Genomic DNA, 4,349 nt, shown 5'->3' on the forward strand with positions numbered 1-4,349 from the left:
GCGATCAGCCGCTGACAGGCTGCTTCGGGTTCGAGCGACGCGACGATCGCGGCAATGTCTGTTGACTCGACCGCTTGGTGCAGACCGTCGGAGGAAAGCACGAAGTGGTCGCCGATTTCCGGAGCCGGAAGGCGGCGCGCATCGACGCGCAGGCCCCGTTGTGTTCCCAGCGAGCGCAGCAACACGCTGCGCAGCGGATGATGACGGGCTTGGGCAGCGCTGATCTGGCCATCCTTCACCAGCTGCGCGACCAGTGTCTGATCCTCGGTCAGCTGGGTGCAGCGACCGCCGGTGCAATGGTACAAGCGACTGTCACCGACATGGGCAAGCAGTGCGCACGCGCCCACCACAAGCAGGACCGTCGCCGTCGTCCCCATCCCCGCGAGTGACCTGTCCGCCTGCGCGGTACGAAATATGGCGCTGTTCGCTTCGCTCATCGCCAGTTCCAGGGTCCGCTGGCGGCTCTGGTCGGCCGGGGTCATGAAATAGCAACGGCGAATGGTGTTCACTGCCAGTGCGCTCGCCACCTCTCCACCCCGGCAACCGCCCATCCCGTCGGCGACTACCGCCAGCACACCAAAACGCATGCGCAGATCCGGGTCATCCGGACACACGAAAGCGACGGCATCCTCATTGTTGCTGCGCACGCAGCCGATATCACTGGCCATGCAGGCCTCGATCCGGTAAGCCGCAGGCGCGGCGCTATCGCGCACTTACGCACTCCCCAGGGGCGAAAAGCATCGACTGACCTTGATCTGGCTTGGCTCTGAACATCGACTCGACGGCTCCTGCGACGGGAGGATAGCTATCTATCCTGGGCAAGCAGCATTGTGCCATCGGTGGTGCCCGCTTCGTGTCGTCCATTGCGGCCTCGCTGCCAGAAGCGCAGCGACGTGGTTCGGAGAGCAACCGTTCTGAACTTTCGGAATAGAATCGCACAACGGTTCCGGAATTCCGCCGAAAACATCCGACGCATTTTCCGACACCTTTTGCGAACCGTGATAAATCCAATAGTTGCGTATTCTTTTCGCGGCCAGACAGGATGGCATGGTGTTTGCTCAACACTCGACGACCCTGAGGGGTCGACAAACCAAAACCCTATATTGGAGACACTCGATGAAAGCTTTTGTCCGCAAGTGCGCCGTTGGCGCTCTTTTTGCAGCGATCACGACCGCGGCGTCCGCCGCCACCTTCGTCAACGTGCTGACCGGCGGCACGAGCGGGGTGTACTACCCGCTTGGCGTAACCTTGTCGCAAATCTACGGTGAAGTCATCCCCGACTCGAAAGTCCAGGTGCAGTCCACCAAGGCGTCGGCCGAGAACCTCAACCTGCTGCAGGCGGGACGCGGGGAAATCGGCTTCTCGCTGGCCGATGCGGTCTCGGATGCCTGGAAGGGCGATGCCGATGCCGGCTTCAGCAAGCCCCTCGACAAGCTGCGCGCCGTCGCCTCGATCTATCCCAACTACCTCCAGATCGTTGCCCTGGCCGACGCCAACATCAAGACGCTGGCCGACCTCAAGGGCAAGCGCATTTCAGTGGGTGCGCCACGTTCCGGTACCGAGATCAACGCCCGTGCCATCCTCAAGGCCGCCGGGCTGTCGTACAGCGACTTCGCCAAGGTCGAGTACCTGCCGTTCGGGGAATCCGTTGAACTGATGAAGAACCGGCAGATCGACGTCACACTGCAGTCCGCCGGTCTTGGCGTTGCCGCACTGCGCGACCTTTCTGCGGCAGTGAAGGTGAACTTTGTGCCGATTCCGGCCGACGTCGTGGCCAAGGTCGGCGACGCCGCCTACCGCGCCGCGACAATTCCTGCCAGCACCTACGATGGCCAGACCGCCGCCGTCGCCACCGCGGCCATCAACAACCTGCTGGTGACGCACAGCAAGGTCTCCACCGAGGAGGTCTACCTGATGACCAAAGGGATCTACGACAACCTGCCGCGCCTGGGTAACGCCCACTCCGCGGCACGTCAGATCAAGCTCGAAGACGCCACCGCCGGCCTGCCTATTCCGCTTCATCCAGGCGCCGAGAAGTTCTACCGCGAACGCGGCCTGCTCAAATAAGCACGACCTTTGCGTCGCCGGCCGGTGCGGCCCGCTGGCCGCGCCGGCCAGGTGTTCGCCCGCCGGATTTCGCCGTCGCCAGTCTGTCCCGGAGGTCCTCATGAGCAGTTCCGTTTCCGCGCCCGCCGCCGAAGGTGGTGGCGTGCTGCGCGTCGTCTTCTACGTCGCCATCCTCTTTTCCGTGTTTCAGCTGGTTACCGCTGCCTTCAGCCCGCTGTCCAGTACGGTGGTGCGGGCGGTACACGTCGGTTTCCTGCTGCTGTTGACCTTCCTCATTCACCCCTGGCGCGGCGGTGCGCAAGCTGGCACCAGCCTGCTGAGCAAAGCGGTGGGTTTTGGCGCCTTTGCGCTGGGCATGTACCACTGGGTATTCGAAGCCGAACTAGTGCAACGCGCTGGCGAGATGAGCGACGCGGACATGGTCGTCGGCATCGTCACGCTGGCGCTGGTATTCGAAGCGGCGCGGCGAATCATGGGCTTTGCCTTGCCGCTGATCTGCCTCTTCTTTCTCGGCTACGCGATGTTCGGTGAATACCTGCCGGGCGTGCTGCAGCATCGTGGCTACGGGCTGGACCAGATCGTTGGGCAACTCGCCTTCGGCACCGAAGGCATCTACGGCACGCCGGTTTATGTTTCTTCCAGCTATATCTTTCTCTTTATCCTGTTCGGAGCGTTCCTCGAGCAGGCCGGGATGATTCAGCTGTTCACCGATTTTGCGCTCGGCACGGTCGGCCACACCAAGGGCGGACCGGCCAAGGTTGCGGTGGTGTCGTCGGGGCTGATGGGCACCATCAACGGCTCCGGCGTGGCCAACGTGGTGACCACCGGCCAGTTCACCATCCCGTTGATGAAGAAGTTCGGTTACCGCGCCGACTTCGCCGGCGCGGTCGAGGCAACCAGCTCGATGGGGGGGCAGATCATGCCACCGGTGATGGGGGCCGTGGCCTTCATCATGGCCGAGACGATCAACGTGCCGTATGTCGAGATCGCCAAAGCAGCGGCCATCCCGGCGATGCTCTATTTCTTCACCGTCTTCTGGATGGTGCACCTCGAAGCAGGCCGCGCCGGCCTGCACGGCATGCCCAAGGCGGAATGTCCAGACCCCTGGGTAGCGCTACGCAAGCGCTGGTACTTGCTGCTGCCACTGGCCAGCCTGGTCTATCTGCTGTTTGCCGGCTTCACACCGATGTTCTCGGGCATGGTCGGTCTCGCGCTGACGGTGGTGCTGATCTTCGGCGCTTCGTTCAGCCGCGCCTTGAACGGCACCTCGCTGCGCGTGCTGTTCTGGATCGCGCTGGGCCTGGCATGTTCCGCCTTCGCGTCGCTGGGTATCATGGCGGTGATCGCCGTCATTGCCACCCTGGCAGTGCTGATTGCGCCGCGCCAGGATGGCCGCGCGACGCTGCGCCTGGCGGTGCAGGCGCTGGCCGATGGAGCGCTACATGCGCTGCCGGTAGGGGTGGCTTGTGCGCTGGTCGGCGTCATCATCGGCTCGCTGACCCTGACTGGCAGCGCGACCACCTTTGCCGGCTACATCATCCAGGTTGGAGAAAACAGCCTGTTCCTGTCGCTGCTGCTGACCATGCTGACCTGCCTGGTGCTCGGCATGGGAATCCCGACGATTCCCAACTACATCATCACCAGTTCGATCGCCGCGCCGGCACTGCTCGACCTTGGCGTCCCGCTGATCATTTCGCACATGTTCGTCTTCTATTTCGGAATCATGGCCGACCTGACGCCGCCGGTCGCACTGGCAGCATTCGCGGCGGCACCGATCGCCAAGGAGTCCGGCCTGAAGATCGGCGTCCGCGCGGTGCAGATCGCCATCGCCGGCTTTGTCGTACCCTACATGGCCGTCTATGCGCCGGAACTGATGCTGCAGGGTGACAAAGGTCTGGATGCCACCGCCTATGTGGTGTTCAAGGCCCTGCTGGCGGTCACCCTCTGGGGGACGACCGTAGTGGGCTATTTCCGCACGCCGATGAACTGGATCGAGCGCCTGCTGGCCTTCGTCGCGGCCTCGCTGCTGGTCGTCGCGCTGCCGGCCACCGACGAGGCAGGATTCGGCCTGGCGGCAGTCGTCCTCGGCTGGCACCTTTGGCGCTCGCGCCGGCTCGCACCGGTGATAAGCTGATGGCGCTGTGCCTGGCGAGCGCAGCGGCGAGCGCACTGCTCGCCACAAGTTCGTTTACGCTGGCGTGGACGCACTCGATCGAGAAAATCCGCTGGGAGGAGGACTGGATCGTGCGCAACAACGGGCTGGTGCTGGAATCAGTGCGGGT

At 63.5% G+C, this 4,349-nt stretch carries 4 protein-coding genes; 3 read left to right on the plus strand and 1 reads right to left on the minus strand.

Annotation, left to right across the window (positions count from 1 at the left end):
• The coding region (locus RUW20_RS12470) for a protein phosphatase 2C domain-containing protein (RefSeq protein WP_313952556.1) at window positions 1–713 on the minus strand (713 nt) is incomplete at its 3' end.
• Window positions 714–1,116: 403 nt separating this feature from the next.
• On the opposite strand from RUW20_RS12470, the gene RUW20_RS12475 reads away from it, so the two are divergent.
• From RUW20_RS12475 to RUW20_RS21685, 3 genes are all read left to right on the plus strand, one after another.
• Entirely contained in the window at window positions 1,117–2,067 is a 951-nt protein-coding gene (locus RUW20_RS12475) for a TAXI family TRAP transporter solute-binding subunit (RefSeq protein WP_313952557.1), read from the plus strand.
• A gap of 100 nt (window positions 2,068–2,167) precedes the next feature.
• Entirely contained in the window at window positions 2,168–4,201 is a 2,034-nt protein-coding gene (locus RUW20_RS12480; protein WP_313952558.1) for a TRAP transporter permease, read from the plus strand.
• A partial coding sequence (locus RUW20_RS21685; RefSeq protein WP_409559355.1) for a DUF1850 domain-containing protein occupies window positions 4,201–4,349 on the plus strand: 149 nt, incomplete at its 3' end. The genes RUW20_RS12480 and RUW20_RS21685, both read left to right, overlap by 1 nt.

The sequence above is a fragment of the Accumulibacter sp. genome, assembly GCF_032229525.1.
Taxonomy (GTDB): domain Bacteria; phylum Pseudomonadota; class Gammaproteobacteria; order Burkholderiales; family Rhodocyclaceae; genus Accumulibacter.